Annotated in this window: 18 protein-coding genes and 1 riboswitch; of the genes, 10 read left to right on the top strand and 8 right to left on the bottom strand. The window is 66.2% G+C overall.

The features are described from left to right. Positions 1-46 precede the first annotated feature (46 nt). Both ACT53M_RS18190 and ACT53M_RS18185 read left to right on the top strand, forming a co-directional pair. On the top strand, positions 47-655 hold the full coding sequence (locus ACT53M_RS18190; protein ID WP_476235195.1) for a PEP-CTERM sorting domain-containing protein: 609 nt from the start codon (positions 47-49) through the stop codon (positions 653-655). Beyond that, positions 652-1,251 carry a L,D-transpeptidase gene (locus tag ACT53M_RS18185; RefSeq protein ID WP_476235194.1) on the top strand — a complete coding sequence of 200 codons (600 nt, stop codon included), beginning with the start codon at positions 652-654 and terminating at the stop codon, positions 1,249-1,251. The genes ACT53M_RS18190 and ACT53M_RS18185 overlap by 4 nt, the downstream gene beginning before the upstream one ends. Before the next feature lie 6 nt (positions 1,252-1,257). Here ACT53M_RS18185 and ACT53M_RS18180 read toward each other — a convergent pair whose 3' ends face one another. The 8 genes from ACT53M_RS18180 to ACT53M_RS18145 all read right to left on the bottom strand — a co-directional run bounded on the left by ACT53M_RS18180 (position 1,258) and on the right by ACT53M_RS18145 (position 7,907). After that, positions 1,258-1,950 (bottom strand): GntR family transcriptional regulator, encoded by a 693-nt coding sequence (locus tag ACT53M_RS18180; RefSeq protein ID WP_476235192.1) that lies wholly within the window; start codon positions 1,948-1,950, stop codon positions 1,258-1,260. Positions 1,951-1,986: 36 nt separating this feature from the next. Continuing rightward, on the bottom strand, positions 1,987-3,063 hold the full coding sequence (locus tag ACT53M_RS18175; protein WP_476235191.1) for a Rieske 2Fe-2S domain-containing protein: 1,077 nt from the start codon (positions 3,061-3,063) through the stop codon (positions 1,987-1,989). A 70-nt stretch (positions 3,064-3,133) separates the two neighbouring features. Continuing rightward, positions 3,134-3,577, bottom strand: a complete 444-nt coding sequence (locus ACT53M_RS18170; RefSeq protein ID WP_476229213.1) for a MarR family winged helix-turn-helix transcriptional regulator — start codon at positions 3,575-3,577, stop codon at positions 3,134-3,136. 46 nt (positions 3,578-3,623) lie between these two features. Next, a complete protein-coding gene (locus ACT53M_RS18165) occupies positions 3,624-5,012 on the bottom strand; it encodes an L-serine ammonia-lyase (protein ID WP_476235190.1) in 1,389 nt (462 codons plus the stop codon). Positions 5,013-5,113: 101 nt separating this feature from the next. Continuing rightward, positions 5,114-5,202, bottom strand: a riboswitch (glycine riboswitch). 58 nt (positions 5,203-5,260) lie between these two features. Further along, on the bottom strand, positions 5,261-5,527 hold the full coding sequence (locus ACT53M_RS18160) for a hypothetical protein (RefSeq protein WP_476235189.1): 267 nt from the start codon (positions 5,525-5,527) through the stop codon (positions 5,261-5,263). Positions 5,528-5,545: 18 nt separating this feature from the next. Then, the gene (locus ACT53M_RS18155) at positions 5,546-6,355 is read right to left on the bottom strand and encodes a response regulator transcription factor (RefSeq protein WP_476235188.1); all 810 of its coding nucleotides are present in this window, start codon (positions 6,353-6,355) and stop codon (positions 5,546-5,548) included. A 57-nt stretch (positions 6,356-6,412) separates the two neighbouring features. After that, on the bottom strand, positions 6,413-6,628 hold the full coding sequence (locus tag ACT53M_RS18150; protein ID WP_476235186.1) for a hypothetical protein: 216 nt from the start codon (positions 6,626-6,628) through the stop codon (positions 6,413-6,415). Next, the gene (locus tag ACT53M_RS18145; protein WP_476235184.1) at positions 6,615-7,907 is read right to left on the bottom strand and encodes an EAL domain-containing protein; all 1,293 of its coding nucleotides are present in this window, start codon (positions 7,905-7,907) and stop codon (positions 6,615-6,617) included. Before ACT53M_RS18145 ends, ACT53M_RS18150 begins: the two co-directional genes overlap by 14 nt. A gap of 147 nt (positions 7,908-8,054) precedes the next feature. Here ACT53M_RS18145 and ACT53M_RS18140 point away from each other — a divergent pair, with 147 nt between their 5' ends. The 8 genes from ACT53M_RS18140 (at position 8,055) to ACT53M_RS18105 (ending at position 18,183) form a co-directional block, all read left to right on the top strand. Then, positions 8,055-8,942 (top strand): tyrosine-type recombinase/integrase, encoded by an 888-nt coding sequence (locus ACT53M_RS18140; RefSeq protein WP_476235183.1) that lies wholly within the window; start codon positions 8,055-8,057, stop codon positions 8,940-8,942. A 625-nt stretch (positions 8,943-9,567) separates the two neighbouring features. After that, a complete protein-coding gene (locus ACT53M_RS18135) occupies positions 9,568-10,035 on the top strand; it encodes a hypothetical protein (protein ID WP_476235182.1) in 468 nt (155 codons plus the stop codon). Then, entirely contained in the window at positions 10,032-10,529 is a 498-nt protein-coding gene (gene nusG, locus ACT53M_RS18130; RefSeq protein ID WP_476235180.1) for a transcription termination/antitermination protein NusG, read from the top strand. Before ACT53M_RS18135 ends, nusG begins: the two co-directional genes overlap by 4 nt. Positions 10,530-10,624: 95 nt before the next feature. After that, a complete protein-coding gene (locus tag ACT53M_RS18125) occupies positions 10,625-12,043 on the top strand; it encodes an O-antigen ligase family protein (protein ID WP_476235179.1) in 1,419 nt (472 codons plus the stop codon). Between the two features lie 12 nt (positions 12,044-12,055). Then, entirely contained in the window at positions 12,056-12,769 is a 714-nt protein-coding gene (locus tag ACT53M_RS18120) for a polysaccharide biosynthesis/export family protein (protein ID WP_476235178.1), read from the top strand. A gap of 31 nt (positions 12,770-12,800) precedes the next feature. Further along, complete coding sequence (locus ACT53M_RS18115; RefSeq protein WP_476235177.1) at positions 12,801-14,990, top strand: GumC family protein; 2,190 nt, start codon at positions 12,801-12,803, stop codon at positions 14,988-14,990. Positions 14,991-15,037: 47 nt separating this feature from the next. Continuing rightward, a complete protein-coding gene (locus ACT53M_RS18110; protein ID WP_476235176.1) occupies positions 15,038-16,195 on the top strand; it encodes a hypothetical protein in 1,158 nt (385 codons plus the stop codon). Next, positions 16,192-18,183: a polysaccharide biosynthesis protein gene (locus tag ACT53M_RS18105; RefSeq protein ID WP_476235175.1), complete on the top strand. Its 1,992-nt coding sequence runs from the start codon at positions 16,192-16,194 to the stop codon at positions 18,181-18,183. The genes ACT53M_RS18110 and ACT53M_RS18105 overlap by 4 nt, the downstream gene beginning before the upstream one ends. Positions 18,184-18,206: the final 23 nt, after the last annotated feature.

Raw genomic sequence — 18,206 nt, 5'->3', positions numbered from 1 at the left:
ATTTTCGCACCGCCCCGAACGGTGCGGGCGCCGGGGAGGTCTGGCCATGTCGCGTCCGGTAAAGGGTGCCGCGCGCAGAAATGCATGTATCTGCCTTCCGGCGCTGCTCGTCAGTACGCCGCTGGCCCCGGCGGTGCCGGCGGCAGCGCATGCCGGCAAGGTCGATGTCGCCGCGCTGTTCGCGCTGCTGGATGCGCGGTCCCCCGGCGCACGCGGCGCCGTTACCATCGACAGCAAGGCGCGCAACGGCATTCGCGGCGGCGTTCCGGGTAGCGGATCGGATGGCGGTTCGGGGTCGGGGCACCCCGTCTGGTCGATTACGCCCGACGCCGCCGGGGTACCGCGCCCCCCTGCTGCGGGGCCCGGCAGCGGTGGTCTGGTTCCTGACGGTGCTGCCAGCCCTTCGCCGGGCGGCATCGCGGAGAGGGCCGGGCCTCCCGGTACTGGTAGTACCGTGCCGTTCTCCCCGACGCCCGGGGGCATTGTGGTCCCCGGCGGCCCGGTAGGCGTCGTGCCGCCTGGAAGTCCCGGCGGACCCTCCGGCCCACCGGGTGCGCCGGTGCCGGAACCGTTCAGCTGGGCGCTGTTGCTGTTGGGTACGGCCTTGGTCGGCGCCCGGGTCCGTCAGCGCCGCGCAGCCACCATCCGGGCATGACGGGAAAGGCTGTCATCGCGCTGGCGCTGCTTCTTCCGTTCGCCTGGAGCTGGTCCGCGCCGCGTGCCGCACCCCCGCCAGCAACGCGGCCGGCGACGGTTGTCTCGGGTGACCGCGTCCGCTTTCCTGCCGCAGCGGCGCCGACGCTCCGTCTGCCGGATGGCAGCACAAGGCGTGTCGAAAGCCTGCTCGCCGTTCATGGCCGCCTCCACCACGGTGCCTTCGCCTGGAATACGGCGGGTGTGCCGCCGGGGCCGTTATGGATCTGGATCGATCCCGCACGCCAGTTGCTGTCGGTGTTTCGCGGAGGGCATGAGATCGGCACGGCGGTGCTGCTGTTCGGTGCCGATGGCCGCCCGACGCCCGGCGGCACGTTCCACATTCTGGGCAAGAGCGAAGCCTATCGGTCGCGTGCGTTCGATGCGCCGATGCCCGACGCGCTTTGGCTGACGCGCGACGGGGTAGCCATCCACGCCAGCAATGTCCGCGAAGGCGCGGCGACGCATGGCTGTATCGGCGTGCCGCCCGATTTCGCCCGGCTGCTGTTTCAGGCGGCGCAGGTCGGCGACCTGGCGGTGATCCAGCCTTATCGCTGACGCCGGCTAGCCCGCCCCCAGCATCCGGAACGCCTTGCGGTTGGCGACAGCGGTGCCGGCATGGGCGCGCATCAGCCGCTCGGCGCGGTCGGCATCGCCCACCCGGATCGCCTCGAACACGGCATGGTGCTGGTGATGGGCGGCCAGCAGATGGTGATACTCGCCTTCCAGATCGTCCCAGTCGAGCGCCAGCGCCGCCGCCGAGGCGAAGGGCAGATGGTTGTTGCGCCCCAGCGCCAGCGCGATCGAGGGGTTGCCGCTGGCGGCAATCAGCCGGTCGTGAAAATCGAGGTTATAGCGATAGAAGAGATCGAGATCGCCGTCCGCCAGATGCCCCTTGGCGAAAATCGCATCGCCTTCGGACAGGGTGGCGGCGAGCGCCTGTTCCTCGGCCGGGGTGGGGCGGCGTTCGGCCAGCCGGCGCGCGGCCAGCCCCTCCAGCACGCCGCGCACTTCGATCGCCCCGGTGATCGCCGCGGCGTTGACCGCCCGCGGCGTATAGCCCCGCGCGCCGAGCTTCTCGACCAGCCCTTCATGTTCCAGCGTACGCAACGCGGTCCGCACCGGCATCCGCGACACCCCCAGCGCTGCCGCCGTGGGGATTTCGGCGATGCGCTCGCCCGGCCGGAACGTGCCGTCCGCGATCATGCGGCGCAGCGTCACGAGCACATGCTGGCCGGGCTTGATGCGATCTTCCATGCGCCGCCTTCTAGGCAAAAGAAGCGCGACTGGGAATCAGGCGGCGACGCTCTCCGGTTCGGCCTGTTCGGCGGCGATGATACGGTCGATCATCAGCCGCGAGCGGACGCCGCCGGCGTCGATGTTCAGCTTCATCAGCTTGCGGTCCGGATAGCGCAGCAGATTGGCCTGCTGGCGTTCGAGCATCTCCAGATCCTCGCCGAAGATTTTGCCCTGGCCGGTGCGGATTGCGTCGGTCAGCGCCGCGTCGTCCACCGAGAAGTGACGCGCCATGCCCCAGAAATAATGGTGCGAGGTCTCCGTCTCCGGGGTGATGAAGTCGACGACGATGCTGGAGGCCTTGTACCGGTCCTCGGCATGGTAGCCGCCCTTGCCGGCGAGCGCGACGCCCACTTCGATCAGCACATGGCTGGGCGGGGTGAAGCGGCAGATCTGCCAGCGGTCGACCGGCTGGTCGTCGGGCAGGCCTGCAGCCCGCAGCGCCATCTGCCAGAAGGGCGGCGCGAGAATGCCTTCCATGAAGCGGCGGGTGACGACCTGATCGTCCTCGATCAGCGTCTCGACCGGCGCCTCGTCGATTTCCTTCTGGCCGATGCTGGTGCTGTGGACATAGGTCTCGTGCGTGAGGTCCATCAGATTGTCGATCATCAGCCGGTAGTCGCACTGGATGTGATAGCGGCCGCCGCCATAGGCCCAGTCGGGGCTCTCGGCCCATTCGAGATGGTGGAGCTGGGCGGGATCGGCGTCTTCGAACGCGCCGGGCCACACCCAGATAAAGCCATAGCGTTCGATCGTGGCGAAGCGGCGGATGGTGGAGAATTTGTCGACGCGCTGGCCGGGCATCGAGGTGGCGCGGCCGGCGCAGCCCATCACCAGCCCGTGATAGCCGCATACCAGTTCGCCATCGCGGACGAAGCCCAGCGAGAGCGGGGCACCGCGATGCGGGCAGAAATCCTCGAGCGCGACTGCAGCGCCGCCTTCGCCGCGATAGAAAACCATCGGCTGGCCGCAGATCGTGCGCGCGAGCGGCTTGTCGGCGAATTCGTCGGGCGTCGCCGCGACATACCAGGTGTTGCGCGGCCAGGGCGCGCTGCTGCCAGCAATCCGACTCATCTGCCTCTCCATTATGGCTATTGGATCCAATTCATCACGAATCGTATCCAACGTCAACGGAGGTGTAGCGTCAGCGCGCGGCGATCCGTTTCAGCGTTGCGGCAAGCAGCGGTCGTTCTTCGGGCGGGACGATCTCGGCAAAGCGCGCTTCGTGCGCGTCCATCGCGGCTTCGGCGGCGTCCCGCATCCGCGCGCCTTCCGGGGTCAGCGACAGCGCGGTCGAACGACCGTCGAGCGGGCTGCGCTGCACCAGATCCTTGGCGATCAGCCCGGCGATCAGTGGCACCATATTGGCGCTCTTGATTGCCAGCCGCCGCCCCAGCTCGCTCTGGCTGCAACCCGGATTGGCGCCGATCAGGATCAGCAGCGTCGCTTCCACCGGGCGCAGGTCGAGTTCGGCCAGCGTCGCCCCCAGATCGGCCATCATCACCAGCGACGCACGACGGAGCAAATAGCCGAGGCGAGTGGAGACGGGTTCGACGAAGCCGTCGGGTTCGCGCAGAAGGTCAGTCATCGCACGACCTTATCGCGCGCGGCCGGGGCGGGCAAATGGCGCGCCGTCAACACTCGACGACGTTTACGGCGAGCCCGCCGAGGCTGGTTTCCTTATATTGGGAGGCCATGTCGCGGCCGGTCTGGCGCATCGTCTCGATTACGGCGTCGAGCGACACCTTGTGCGACCCGTCGCCATGCAGCGCCAGCATCGCTGCGTTGATCGCCTTCACGGCGCCCATCGTGTTGCGCTCGATGCAGGGGATCTGCACCAGCCCCCCGATCGGGTCGCAGGTCAGGCCCAGATTATGCTCCATGCCGATCTCGGCGGCATTCTCGATCTGGAGGTTGTTGCCGCCCAGCGCGGCGGTGAGCCCCGCCGCCGCCATCGAACAGGCGACGCCCACTTCCCCCTGACAGCCCATTTCGGCGGCGGAGATCGACGCCTGCAGCTTGTAGAGAATGCCGATTGCCGCCGCCGTCAACAGCAGGCGGCGACTGCCTTCCGGCGTCGCGTTGCCGACAAAGCTCTCATAATATCGCAGCACGGCCGGGATGACGCCCGCCGCGCCGTTGGTGGGGGCGGTGACGACCTTGCCGCCGGCGGCATTCTCCTCGTTCACCGCGAGCGCCCACAGGCTGACCCATTCGAGCACCGAGGCCGGCTCGATCCGGGGGCCGCGGGCGAGCAGCGCCTGGTGCAGCTTGCGGGCGCGCCGGGCGACGTTCAGCCCGCCGGGCAGCACGCCTTGCTGCGCCATGCCGCGATCGACGCACGCCATCATCGCCGCACGGATCGAATCGACAAAGGCCAGCGTCTCGGCCTCGGGGCGCCACACCGCCTCATTGGCCAGCATCAGCCCGGCAATGTCGGTGCCCAGCTCATCGCAGCGCGCCAGCATGTCGCGGGCGCTGCCAAAGCCATGGTTGGAGCGCGCCGATACCGATGCCGCCTCACCATCGCGCAGGATGGCGCCGCCGCCGATCGAATAATAGATGCGCTCGCGCACGCTGCCATCGTCGAGCGTTGCAGTGAAGTGCATGCCGTTGGGATGGGCAGGCAGGAAGCTGCGCTTGTGAAAGCGGATATCGGCATCGGGATCGAAGGCAATGGCGCTCCGGCCGCCCAGCAGCAGCTGCTGTTCGGCCGCGACTTTCCCGACGATCGCCTCCACGGCATCCGGATCGACCCCGTCGGGGCGTTCGCCGGCAAGGCCCAGGATCACGGCGCGATCGGTGGCGTGGCCCTTGCCGGTCAGCGCGAGCGAGCCGTGCAGGTCGCACGCCACCGACACCACGGTGCCTTCGCCCAGCGCCCAGGCCGCGAACTGCTCGGCAGCGCGCATCGGCCCCACGGTATGCGAGCTCGACGGCCCGATCCCAATGCTGAACACGTCGGTGATGCTGATCGATCCAATGCGCGGATCGACCGTGTTTTCCGCATGCGACAGTGACACCCTGGCTCCTAATACGATAGAGAGATTCGGGCCCCTTCTGTCCTTGTGCCTGAGATCGCTATCCCGTCGGCGAGCGCCTTCGCGCTACTCTCCAGAATCTGTTGTGCGGACGGTCCTTTTGCCTGAGAGTTTCCGGGGCGGTTGCTCCTTCGGCGATCCGGCGAACCGGATTCTCTCCCGTTCCGACGCGACATGTGTCGTCGCGCCGGCGAGCCATGTCAAAGCAAATTTCCCGCCCCGGCGGTGGATCAGGGGCTCTTTGGGCTGCCGCCGCTCGATGCGGCCACGATCACGCCTGCGGTGGCCAGCACGGCGAGGCCCGCCCACCAATAGCCGGGCTTGCGCTTGCGCAGGCGCCTGCCACTCTCTTCGTCCGGGTTGCCGAGCGGGCCACCGATTGTCGCCGCATAGGCCGAGCCGTGGGGTCGCATGGAAGGGGTGGTGCGGATAGCCTGCGCCAGAACCGGGGGTGATATCAGCAGACCCAGCGTGACCGCGGCGGCAATTTTACGCATGGTGGAACCTCATCTTCGTCAGCGGGGGATGGAGTGATCGTGGCTGCCCTGTAGGCCTTCGCGTCCCGGCAGGGCGAGGCGCCCGGGATCAGCCGAGCCGTCGTCGAGAAAGAATTTGATCAGTGCGGCTGTCGATGGAACGCCCATCTTGCGGAGGATGCGCCCGCGATGGATCTTGATCGTATATTCGCTGCGACCCAGGATTGCCGCGATCTGCTTGGTCAGATGGCCTTCGAGCAGCAACGCCATCACCTTGCGCTCGGCCGGGGTAAGGCTTGCGAGCACCGTCTGCTTGGCCTGGGCGGCCCGGTTATCCACGCAGCGCCGCTGCGCACTGGCCAGCGCAGACAGAACCGATGCCTTGAGTTCGTTCATGTCGAGCGGCAGCGCAAACACATTCTCCGCACCCGCTTTCATACATTGCACGGTGAACGCTACGTCGGGTTTGGCCGAAATGAAGATCGCGCCGGCGGTGCTGCCGTGGTCGCGCATCCAGCGATAGAGTGACAGGCCGTCCAGACCCGGCAGGCGTGCGTCGATGATGGCCACGCCGTTGAAGGGCAGTTCGCAGGCTTGCTGGAATTCGATAGCGTTGTCGAACGCTGTCACTCGGGCGGCCAGCTCCGTCAGCGCGCGTGTCACTCTGGAGGCGAGCTTTGAATCTGCCAGCAACAGGCAGATTTCCGCTTCGGCCTTGCCCGATTCAATCCGCCGGCCAGCATCGGTGGCAGGTCCGCGCAAATAATGGACTGACGCCGAGGCGAGCGGCGCTACCCGCGGCCGGGCGCCCGCGGGATCGGACTTCAGCAGAAGATTGGCTAAAGGCATGGCGACTCTACCGCTGCAAGAGGGGCAGGATGGCGCGGGCCAGGCGACTGGACTGCATCATGGCAGTGCCCGCCACACCAGCCAGCCGGCGATGATCCAGACCAGCGCGGCAGCCAGCAGCACAACACCCAGAATCGGCGGGGGCGTTTCGCGCTCTTCCTCCGTTTCGGGTGCCACGGTTATCGCCTCGAGCGCCGCGCGATCCTCGGCCGGCGTGCGGAAGGCGAGCGTGGTTGCTGCGCCCGCGTCGCGATCGATTTCATGCATCTGCATGCTGCACCTCCCGGCAATGGAGGCCAGGGCGGACGCTGACCGGCAATCGCGTGCGCCAGGGGCGGATCAGGCTGGGGCAACCCCAATGATGGCCCTGCTGCCAGCGCCCGCCCGCCTGGCGCGCCAGTGCCGCCTGCTCGGGTGTCTCAACGCCGTCGACGATAACCGTCGCACCGATCGCCGAGGCAGCGCCGATCAGGTGGAACAACAGCGCCTCTCCCTGCGCTGACAGGGTCGCGCGATGCACGAAGAGGGGATCGATCTTCGCGAAATCCGGGGTGAGTGCGAGCAACTGGCGGAGCGAGGCATGGCCCGCGCCAAAACCGGCCAGCGCAAAGCGGCAACCAAGGCGGCGCATGCTGCTCACAAATTGTACGGCGGGCGATATATCGGTTAACGGCGCGGTTTCCGTAATTTCCAGTACGAGCCGACTGGCCAGGCCGGGCGTCGCCTCCAGCCGTGCCTGGATCGTGTTCCACCAGCGATCCGCGCGCAGACTCTGTACGGACAAGGGAACGCCCAGGGTCACGTCCGGCGCGGCGACCAGTTCTTCTATTACCTGTAGCACCACATGGTGGTCGACCCAGCGGGCGAAGCCGAGTCGCTCCATGGCGAACGATAGCGGACCGGCATTTTGCGGCGTGCCGTCTGCCCCGGCCACGCGCAACAGACTTTGCTGATACAGTATCGTGTCTGGCGCCTCGGTATCGCATATGGGTTGCCAGGCAAGGCCGCTGGCGCGCGCACCGTGCACGCCCGGTTCCGGCGCATGGGGCAGCAGGCGCGCCGCAGCCGCCATATCGGCGCAATACTGCGCTGCCCAGGCGGAGTTGCTGGCATTGGTGTTGCCGAAAAAGAAGGGCGCGCCGGGTGGGGCGCTCGTGCGCTCGTCTGGCGCTGGACGGGGGCTCGCCCAGAAATGGATTGTGCCCGATTGCGTGTCGAAACCGTGGCGTGGCAGGCGCCGGCAGAAACTGTCTGCCCAGCGCATGTCGCCGCCCTGCGGCCAGCTGTGATGCGGAAGGTGTAGTACAACCGAACCGTCGCCATCGGGCGCAGCCGTGCCACCGGGGTGCCCGCAGGATTGCTCGATCAGCCGGCACAGGCCCTGCATCGCCTCTTGGGCCGCTGATTCACCAAATGCCTGACGAACCGGCGCGAGATTGTCGATTGCCAGCGAAACGGAATGCGCAGATGCATCAATGGCCCCCGCGCGTGGGCGCAGTGACGGGCCGGATGCCCATCTGGGCTGGCTTCGCACCTCGGCTACCTGGCTCATGACGCCCCCCAAAGTTCCGCAGTACAGGGTCGGATACTGTGTGACGCTCTAGCCAAAACTGTAACAGATCGAGACAAAAAACGTTTTGGTAATGAGTCGATCGCAGATGGTGCTGCTTCCGACCCGAAAATTGGAAGGAGCCGTCAGATGACATGGAACGTATACAATTCGGAGGGACAAAGGAAATATTTAACTTCAAATGAAATTGAGATGTTTTTGAAAACATCTCGAAAAAGGCCGATAGAAATTAGAACATTTTGTTTAACTATGGCTTATACAGGATGTAGAATTTCAGAAGCTTTATCTATGACGACCAGAAATATTGATTTCGAATCCAAGCAGATCGTGATAAGGTGTCTGAAAAAGCGTGGGGATAGGGTGTTCAGGGCAATACCAATTCCACAGGAACTGATTAAATTGCTGGAGAGTTGGTTCGATACGATAGAATCGGAAGATGATCTTCTATGGCCTTGGTCGCGCATGACGGGCTATCGCCGGATCTGCGAGGTGATGGAGGAGGCGGGGATTCGCGGCAGTTACGCGACGCCAAAAGGGCTGCGCCATGGTTTTGGCGTGCGGGCGATCCAGTCGAGCGTGCCACTAACGCTCGTGCAGCGCTGGCTGGGGCACGCCAACATCAAAACAACCGCAATCTATACCGGCGCGATGGGGCCTGAAGAGCGTGAAATAGCTGCAAGAATGTGGCGGGGCGGTGGCGAGAGCAGTTCGACCGCCGGGGAGCGGCGACTATGGTCCAACATCGATCTGGATGGCGATCTTGGCCCTTATACTGTCGACGCGGTCGTTCCCTTGTCGCCAATTCGGTCGTCCAAGCCTGAAAAGGCGGTGTCCTCGCGCCGAAGCGCAGGCGCTGCCGCTAAGCAAGAAAGTTACGAAAAGGGCCTTGGCGGGCGCCTCAAGCGAATGCTGACTTGCTCGTTGTTACAGTTTTGGCTAAAGCGTCGCGTGAAAAATCCTTATGAATCAATGGAATGTCCTTCTTTGATACAGTTTCTCCCCCTCGTTGTCCGGTAACTTCCCACGTTACCTGAACCCCTTTTACAATCGCCGGTGACCCCCCCGGGCCGGTGATAGGTACAGCAGGCATCAAGATTGCGCCTACGCGCGGACCCAATCGCCTGTTCCGTGTTGACAGCAGAGCCCGAGCAGGTCTGAGGCAGACCGCCGCAAAGGGCAGACCTGGCGTTGATCGTATTTGATCCGCATCCGCCCCGTTGCTGTCACGTCGCGCATCCTGCCGCACCCAATGTACGAGCGCATTAAGCGCATTACCGAATCTGACATGCATTCTGTGCATGACGGCCACCTGAACCATTGCGATGCCTCGCGCGGATTAATGCGCGCATAGATCACCGGCGGCTTAAGTGCCTCGTCCGGATGATTACAGGTGCGCCCCTCCGTCAGGGCGATGCGCAATGGCTGTGCCGAGTTCGGCGAAGGCGGTCGCCGCACGGGCATGGCCGCATAGCTCTTTGGGGCTATAGCGTATAGGCGTCAAAGGTTACTTAAATTTACGGGCTAAATAAATTAAATACAACGCAAATGGCGGGGCGTTCGAGAATGTCCTGATGGCGTCGCGTAAGATGGAGTTCCGTTGTTCATGGATCCGCTCTGTACATACGGTTTCCTGGAACGGACGGTGCATCGTCTGGAAGCTGCGATTAATGCGGAAGAAGGCGTAATCTATTGGAAGGATTGCGTTTCGATACTCGAGGATATCGAAGAATTTCTCCGCGGCTATGATCGCGGCGCACCGCCCGTGCCTGCACCCGAAGATGCGATCGACCGTATCCTGCGTCTGGGTGCGCCGGGGCCGGCGCTGGCGAAAATGCTCTTCCTGTTGCTCAACACGCCCGATGGCTATTGCAGCAAGGAGGATCTGGCGCGCTTCGCCGATTGCGCGATCGGCAGCGTCGCTGTCTATCTGACGCGCCTGCGCACCTTCCTTGCCGGCCTTGGCCTCGAAGGCGAGCTCAAGCCGCTGTACAAGACCGGCTATCGCCTGTCCGTCCTCGCGCGCTACCGGGTGCTTGAATTGCTCGGTCGGCTCGCGCCGGTCGAGGACATGGCCGAACCGCTCGACGAAGATTTGCGGGTCGACGCATGAGACACTGGTATGTCGTTGAAACGCAGCCGGCGTCGGAGGCGCGCGCGTTGCGCAATGTCGAGCGCCAGGGCTTTTCCTGTTTCAATCCGCTGCTGCCGCGCCGGACGCGGCGGCGCGGGAAGCTGGAAACGGCGATTGTTCCGGTCTTTCCCCGCTACTTCTTCGTGCATCTTGATCTGGATGCGGAGCCCTGGCGGTCGATCAACGGCAGCTACGGCGTCAAGCGTCTGGTGCAGATGACGGCGCTCCGCCCGCAGCGGGTGCCCGACGGCGTGGTCGACTCACTGCGCGCGCGTTGTGTCGACGGCGTTCTCGCCGAACCCGAACAGCCGCTGCGCGTAGGCCAGAGCGTTCGCGTGGCAGACGGCCCCTTTCTCGACACGGTTGCGACCATCGAACGCTTCGAAAGTCGTGATCGCGTTCGCATCCTCATGGAATTGCTGAACGGCGTGACGCCGGTCAGCCTCTCGCGGAGCGCACTCGAAGCGCTCTGATCCGCCCGGGGCCATGTGCCTCGGGCTGCGGTGTTGCACCGCGCGATACAAATCCAGCCCTTGGCGGGTGCTTCCCGCCGAGTGCGGTAGCCTTCATGATCCGGTCCGCTTCGATCCTCACCGGCCTGCGTGCCCCGTCCGCAGATGCCTCGCTTCGCTTCGCGCTGCTGGCGGGCGGGCTGCTCATCGCATTGTCGCTGGGCGGCAGCAGTCGTGCAGATGCGATCACCACGCCGCTCCTGCGACCGCTGGCCCTGGCGCTGTTCGTTGGCGCGCTGGTGCTGGCGACCGGCGACGCGACAAGGGTGCCGCGCGCCCCGGTCGTCTGGATCGCCGCCTTGTTTCTGACGGCGTCGCTCTACTGCCTTCCCTTACCCTCGGGCATGGCGAACGCGCTGCCCGGGCATGGGCTGATCGCCGCAATCGATACCCGCGCCTTTGGCGGCGCACTGCCCCGGCCGGCTTCGGTCGATCCGGCGGCAAGTCGTGATTTTCTGTGGGATCTGCCGCTGCCATGCGCGATCTTTCTGCTCGCCATCGGCATGCCTGCGGCCGCGCAGGCGCGCGTCCAGAGCCTGTTGCTGGGCTTCGGCCTCACCTCGGTCGGGCTGGCGATCCTGCAATTAAGCCATGTCGGCGGTTCGAACTGGCAGATCCACACCATCGCCAATTTTGGCGACGCCTGCGGCTTTTTTGCCAATCGCAACCATTTCGCGCTGTTCCTGGCGTTGCTGATCCCGCTGCTGTTCCTCTGGGCGCCCGACCATCTGCCGCATCATCGCGTATTTCGCGCCGTTGGATGGGCCGCCGTGGCAATCGCCCTGGCCTGGATCCTGTTGCTGATCGCGGTCGGCGGCGCGCGGATCGGCGCGGTGGCGAGCGTGGCGGCACTGCTGACTTTGCCATTCCTGTTCTCGCGGCGGGTCGGGCGGATCTCGCGGCGCGGCGGGCTTGCGGCGGCCGGCCTGGTCGGCGGGATGTCGCTGTTGATCGCGTTCGCCTTCGCCAATGGGCGGGCAACGACGCTCGAGCGGCTGGGCAGCCTCGCGGTCGACGGATCGCGGATCGAACTATGGCAGGGCTCGACCGTGCTGCTTGCCCGGTTCTGGCCGATCGGCGCGGGACCCGGCAGTTTCGCCGCGGCGTATCGGATGCTGGAGCCCGATGCGCTGCTGTCCCCCGACTATGCCAATCATGCGCATAACGACTGGCTGGAGACTGCCGAGACGCTGGGCCTGCCCGGTGTGCTCTGGATGGCGGCGGGGTTGCTGCTGCTCGCCGCGCGGCTGTGGCACCTTGCCCATCGCCCGGCCGAGCCTGGCGCCCAGCGTCGACTGCGGCGATGCGGCCTGGCCATCGTCCTGATCCTGCTGCTCGGCAGCGTTACCGATTATCCGCTGCGCACGCCGGCGCTGGCGAGCCTGTTTGCGCTTGCCTGTGCCTGGTTGTGGCTCGGCGCCCGCACTTCCGGTGCGATACCCCATCCCCCCGAACTGCCCAGTCCTCGAGCGTAAGAGAGTAGAGTAATGCAACGCTTAAGCGCCGCGCTGCTGTGCACGGCGGCTTTTCTGCTGGCGCCTGTTGCGCCCGGCCACGCCCAGAACGGCACGGCAGCGCAGAAATCACCGCTTACCCGGCTTCCACCCCCAGACGGCTATCCCGCCGATGCGGCGACGCCCGTCTATCGTATCGGCCCGTTCGACAAGCTGCAGATCGACGTGTTCGGTGTGCCCGAACTCAGCAACAAGGAGATCCAGGCAGATTCCACCGGTCGCATTTCTTTCCCGCTGGCCGGCATTCTCGATGTTCGCGGGCTGACCCCGGCCGAAGTCGAGGCCTTGCTGCGCGAGCGCCTCAGCGCGCGCTATGTCGAGGATCCGCAGGTCACGGTGAACATTTCCGAAGCCGTGAGCAACGTCGTCACTGTCGACGGCGAGGTTCGCAATCCCGGGCTCTATCCGGTGATGGGGCGCATCACGCTCTTGCGCGCGATCGCCCGCGCGGGCGGCACGGCGGAGTTCGCCAAGCTGAAGAACGTGATCGTGCTGCGCGAGGTGCATGGCGAACGGCTGGCGGCGGTCTTCGACGTCCAGCGGATCCGCGACGGTGTGTACGAGGATCCGGTCCTTTATCCGGAGGACGTCGTCATCGTCGGGCATTCGAAGGGGCGCCAGATCTTCAAGGATCTGCTGACCGCTTCGCCGCTGCTCGCCCCCGTCATCTACCTGCTGCGCAAATGAGCGCGGGCAGCCGGAACCGGAAGGTCCGACCATGAACAATGCACTTTCCATCAGCGCGGCCCCGCAGGGCGGCGCAGCTTCCATCGCGCCCGCGGCAGGCACGGAATCCCGTCTGCCCCCGGCGCTTGTCCAATATTGGCGCGCATTTCTCCGCTGGCGCTGGGTCGTCGCCGCCGTCGTAGGCGGCTTTCTGGTGGCTGGGGCCATCGTCACCTTTCTGAGCCCCGCCGAATATAGCGCGACCGCGCAGGTCCAGATCGACCGCAACCAGAAAAACGTCACCAACGTCGCGGGGCTCCAGTCGGCAGCCGCCGACCGCGATCTCGAATTCTACGAAACGCAGTACAACCTCCTCAAGGCCCGCACGCTGGCGGAGCGGGTGGCGCGCGTGCTCAAGCTGGGCGAAAACGACGCGTTTTTCGCGGCGCACGGCGCCAAGCTGCAAACGGGCACCGAAGCCAATCTGAGCGCAGCCCGGCAGGCAGCAAAGCGCGAGGAGCGGGCGGTCACGCTTCTCCTTCAGCATGTTTCCATCATGCCGGTGAAGAACTCGCGGCTGGTCAACATCCGGTACACCAGCCGCGACGCCGGCCTATCCGCGCGGATCGCCAACGCCTGGGCGGAACAGTTCATCGCCGCCAGCCTCGACCGTGAATTTGCCTCGACGGCCGACGCCCGCAGGTTTCTGGAGGAGCGGCTGGCGACGCTGAAGGGGCATCTGGAACAGTCGGAGCGCGAGGCGGTGTCCTACGCCACCGGGCGCGACATTGTCCGGCTGGAAGATACGCATGGCAATGACGGCAAGAGCCAGACCGGCCGCACGCTTGCGGCGATGGATCTGGTGGCGCTCGACCAGGAACTGGCGCGCGCCGTGGCGGACCGGGTGCAGGCGGAAAGCCGGATGCAACGCGGCCGGGTCGACGTGACATCGGATGCGCTGTCGAACCCGACCATCGCCAATCTGCGGCAAATGCGTGCGGCGACCGCGGCCGAGTACGCCAAGGTGCGGGTGCAGTTCAAAGCCGATTATCCTCCCGCCGTCGCACTGGCGAAGCAGCTCGATACGCTCGATGCAGCGCTGGCGCACGAAATGGGCCAGATCCGCAGCAGCCTGGTCGAGCAATATCGCCAGGCCGTCGCCCGCGAAGCCGATCTTCGCCGTCAGGTCGAGGCGCTGAAGTCGAAGCTGGATCGCGAACAGCACGACACGATCCAGTATAATATCTATCAGCGCGAAGCCGATACCAACCGCCAACTCTATGACGGGCTGCTTCAGCGCTACAAGGAAATCGGCGTTTCGGCGGGCGTTGGCGTCAACAACATCGCCATCATCGATCCGGCCGATGTGCCGCGAAAGCCCTCTTCGCCCAACCTGTTGCTAAACATGGCGACGGCGCTGATCCTGGGCATCTCGGCGGCCATGGTGCTGGTGCTCGCGCTCGAACAGATCGACGAAGGCATCCGCGACCCGGACCAGGTTCAGCCTATGCTGGGCCTGCCGATGCTGGGTCCGGTGCCGAAGGTGGAACGGCCGGTCCGCGAGGAAGTGGCCGATCCCACCTCCGATTTGTACGAAGCCTATTTCAGCATTCGTTCGAACCTGGATTTCTCGACCAGCCACGGCTTCCCGCGTTCGCTGATGCTCACCAGCAGCCGCGCGGCTGAAGGCAAGAGCAGTTCGGCCTTCGCGCTTGCCTCCGGCCTCGCGCGCACGGGCAAGCGGACGATCCTGATCGACGGGGATCTTCGCGCGCCGTCCGTCCACAAATTCTTCGATTTCCCCAACCGCGCCGGCCTGGCCAACTATCTGGCCGGGCAAGAGGACTGGCGGGCGCTGGTGCATCCGGTTCCGGATACCGGCCTCAGCGTCATCACCAGCGGGCCGATCCCGCCCAGCGCCGCCGAGCTGCTGAGTACGGAGCGGCTGGGGCTGCTGGTGGACGCGCTGCTGGCTGAATATGACCATCTCATCGTCGATGCGCCCGCACTGCTGGGCCTGTCCGACGCGCCGCTGATCAGCCGTACGGTCGAGGGAACGGTGTTCGTGATCGAGGCTGCCCGCGTCGGTGTGCCGGATATCCGGGCCGCCATGGCGCGGCTGGAGATGGCTCATGCGCGGCTGTTCGGCGCGATCCTGACCAAGCTGGAAATCCGGCATGGTGGCTATGGCTATGGGTACGGCTATGGCTATGGCCGGCGCTATGCGGAGGCGCGGGGCTGAGCATCGTCGGGGCCGGCCGGCCCGGACATGCGATCCCGACAGCAACCATGTCCCGCAATGTGATCGCCATCTCCGCCGCGCTGCTGTGCGGCCTGCTCGCGCTCGCCGGCGAAGGCGTCGCCGCACGGCAGAACGGGCAGGTGAATGCGCTGCTGGCGGAGGCCGACCGCGCACCGCTGGCAGCGCGCCGCGACCCCGCCCGGCTCGCGGCGCTGGCGGTGGCGGCGCGCACAAGACTGCGGGCAGGCGCGCTTGATCCGGGTGCGTTATACTGGCTGGCGATGGCCGCGCCCGCCCCGGAGCGCCACGCGTGGCTTGCGCTGGGTGCGGCAGTGTCGCGCCGGGATGCACGGATCGGGCTGGCATTGCTCGCCGAAGCTGCGGCCGCCGGTGATGCCCCGGCGGCACTGGCGCATCTGGACCGGGTATGGACCACACATCCGGAGCTGGGCGACCGGCTGGCGCCGCTGCTGGCCGCGGCGCTGGAGGACCGGCGGGTTTTGCCCCCCTTCGTCGCGCGGATTCGGCAGGGACGGCCCTGGGTGAGGGCATTGGTCGATATTGCCGTGCGCGGACAGCTCGATCTGGCGCCGCTCGCACGCGGACTGATCGCAGCGGGGCCGCTATCGCCCGGCGGGGATTATGGACCCGCGACGCCCTTGCTCCTCGGCTTGCTGGAGCAGGGGTATCCGGCCGAAGCGCTGGCGCTGGTGGCAAAGGGCGTTGCCAACGGCCCTGCGCTGCTCGCCGAGCCCGGCTTCACGCCCGCAACGGTAGAGGGGAGCGCGCGGCCCTTTGCCTGGTCGCTCTCCGAGGACGGCGATGTCGTCGCCCGGCTGGAGGATGGCAATATCCTGCGGCTGGCGGCGCAGCCGGGCGGGGCGACCGAATTCGCCTCGCGGCTGATGGCGCTGCCGCAGCGGCCGCTCCGCCTGCAGCTCGCTTTCGCCGCCGGAGCAGACCCGCGGCCCGACGCGGTCACGCTGCGGCTGGATTGTCTGGTCGACGGCGCAAGCGCCCGTTCGGCGCGCTGGCGCTTCGTCCCTTCCCCGACGGCACCCGTCGCAAGCGCCGACTGGCAGAATGCAGGCTGTGCGCTGACCGTGCTCAGTCTTTCCGTCGAGACGCTGGCCGCACCCGTCGCCACCGGCCTCGCGATCACCCGGTTCCGTATCCAACCCATTGGACCTTCCCCACGGCCATGATCCAGTCCCTGACTGCGCTTCCGCGCCTGCACAAGCGGCTCGTCATCGCCCTGTGCGATTATCTTGCCTGCCTGATCGCCTTCGAGGCGGCGATGGCGTTGCGACTGCAATATCTGCCCGGCGACCTGATCCGCAACCAGCCGGTGGTGGCAGTCTATTTCCTCACCTACCTCATCGCCCTTCGCCTGTCCGGCGCGCATATGCCCGTGCTGCGCCATAGCGGATGGGCCTCGCTCGCCCAGCTTTTCCCTGCCTTTTTCTATTATCTGGCGGTGGCGGGCATGATCACGCTGGCCGGCTGGCTGCCCGGCATTCCCCGCACGCTAGGGATCATCCACGCCTTTCTGTTCTTCACGGCAATCGCCGCGATCCGGCTGCTGGCGGGGGCAGTGCTGCGCGGCGGCGTGCGCGAGGGCGCGGCGCGGCGGCGCCAGACGGTGCTGATCTATGGTGCCGATCAGGACGGTGTGCAGCTCGATCTGGCGCTGTCGCATCGCCGCCAGACGCGGGTAGTGGGGTTTGTCGACAGCGACCGTCATCTGTGGGGGCGGACCCTCAACGGCAAAAAAGTCTATCCGCCGGCGCGGCTCGATCCGTTGATCGATCGCCATGCGGTATCGCAGGTGCTGGTCGCGCCCACCGCGCTGCGCCGGCGCGCGCGGCTGGAACTGGCCGAGCGGCTGCGGCAGCGCGGCGTGGAAGTGCGCATCCTGCCGGAACTGTCGGACATCGCGACCGGCAAGGTGGACGCGGCGCAACTCCACGACATCGACATCGGCGACATTCTCGGCCGCGAGATGATCGCGCCGGACGAGGGGCTGATGGACGCGCGCATCGCCGGTCGGGTGGTGCTGGTGACCGGCGCTGGCGGGTCGATCGGCAGCGAATTGTGCCGCCAGATCCTGCGCCGCCGCCCGGCGACGCTGCTGCTGGTCGAACATGGCGAATTCGCGCTCTACGAAATCCACCGCGAGTTGCTGGCGATGGCAGAGGCGGCGGATGTCGACATCGTGCCGCTACTGGGTTCGGTGTGCGACCGGCCGCGCATCGCCTCGATCCTGGCGGCGTGGCAGCCGCAGACCATCTTCCACGCCGCCGCCTACAAGCATGTGCCGCTGGTCGAGCATAACTGCCTCGACGGCATCACCAACAATGTGCTCGGTACGCTCGCGATGGTGGTGGAGGCGGAACGGCATGGGGTGGCCGATTTCGTCCTGATCAGCACCGACAAGGCGGTGCGGCCGACCAATGTGATGGGCTGCACCAAGCGCGTGGCCGAACTGATCCTGCAGGCGCGGGCCGGGATGACGCGCACCACCTGTTTCTCGATGGTGCGGTTCGGCAATGTGCTGGGCTCCAGCGGATCGGTGGTGCCGGTGTTCCGCCGCCAGATCGCGCAGGGCGGGCCGGTCACCGTCACCCATCGCGACATGACGCGCTATTTCATGACCATCCCCGAAGCCGCGCAGCTGGTGATCCAGGCCGGCGCGATGGCGCGGTCGGGCGAAGTGTTCCTGCTCGACATGGGCGAACCGGTCCGCATCTTCGATCTGGCGTGCAACATGGTGCGGCTGTGCGGTCTTACCGTGCGCGATGCGGCGCACCCCGATGGCGACATCGAGATCATCGAGATCGGCATGCGCCCGGGCGAGAAGCTCTATGAGGAACTGCTGATCAGCGTCGATCCGGAGCCGACCCGCCATCCGCTGATCTTCAAGGCGCGCGAACACAGCCTGGCCTGGCCGGAGCTGGAGGCGCGGCTGGCCGAGCTGCAGCGCTGCATCGCCCGGCGCGATCCGGCGGCGGCGCGGGCGGTGCTCTGCGCGATCGTTCCCGAATATCGGCCTGCCGACCGGGTTCATGACCTGGTGCTCGCGGCCGAAGCGGCTGCTGAAGGCGAGGCGGAGGCCGGACAACTGCCCGCCATCGCGCTGAAACCCGAGCCGGACCTGCTTTTGTACCCCGCCGCCCTGGCGCGGCGGGCCTGACCGAGTGTTGCGATCCACCCGCA

The organism is Sphingomonas sp. DMC6 (genome assembly GCF_056314225.1).
The sequence above is the reverse complement of the archived record's forward strand: the minus strand, read 5'-3'. Positions and strand labels throughout refer to the sequence as shown.